This is a genomic window from Chromohalobacter sp. HP20-39, from assembly GCF_033052815.1.
Taxonomy (GTDB): Bacteria; Pseudomonadota; Gammaproteobacteria; order Pseudomonadales; family Halomonadaceae; genus Chromohalobacter.
Map to the genome: position 1 here is coordinate 1 of NZ_JAWHTP010000249.1, position 389 is coordinate 389.

Annotated in this window: 1 protein-coding gene; it reads right to left on the reverse strand. The window is 56.3% G+C overall.

Going from position 1 to position 389, the window contains the following annotated elements; genetic code table 11:
• A partial coding sequence (locus RVY79_RS17845; RefSeq protein ID WP_317465849.1) for a FadR/GntR family transcriptional regulator occupies positions 1 to 302 on the reverse strand: 302 nt, incomplete at its 3' end.
• Positions 303 to 389 lie beyond the last annotated feature (87 nt).

Genomic DNA, 389 nt, shown 5'->3' on the forward strand with positions numbered 1-389 from the left:
GCAAGGTGCTCGCGCAGGCTCGAACGGCCAATACGACGCATGACCTCGACAGGATCGACATTGGTGCGCACATAGGTGCCATCTCCTTGCCGAACTTCAAGCACCTGCCCATGCGACAGCACGCGAATAGCTTCCCGCACGGTGTTGCGAGCTACATTCAACATGTCAGCCAGTTCCTGCTCTTTCGGAATCTTCTCACCCACTGGCCAGACGCCATTCTCGATCTGACGGCGGATCAGCTCAATCGTCGTGTCGACCAGGGAGCGCCTCGGCGCGTGCGGAAGTGTGGTGCCATCAGTCATCGCGATTGGGGAATACTCTAAAGATAGGATCATCCAACATGGATTCACCCAATGATAGCGCATACGCATCTGGTGACGCACCTATTG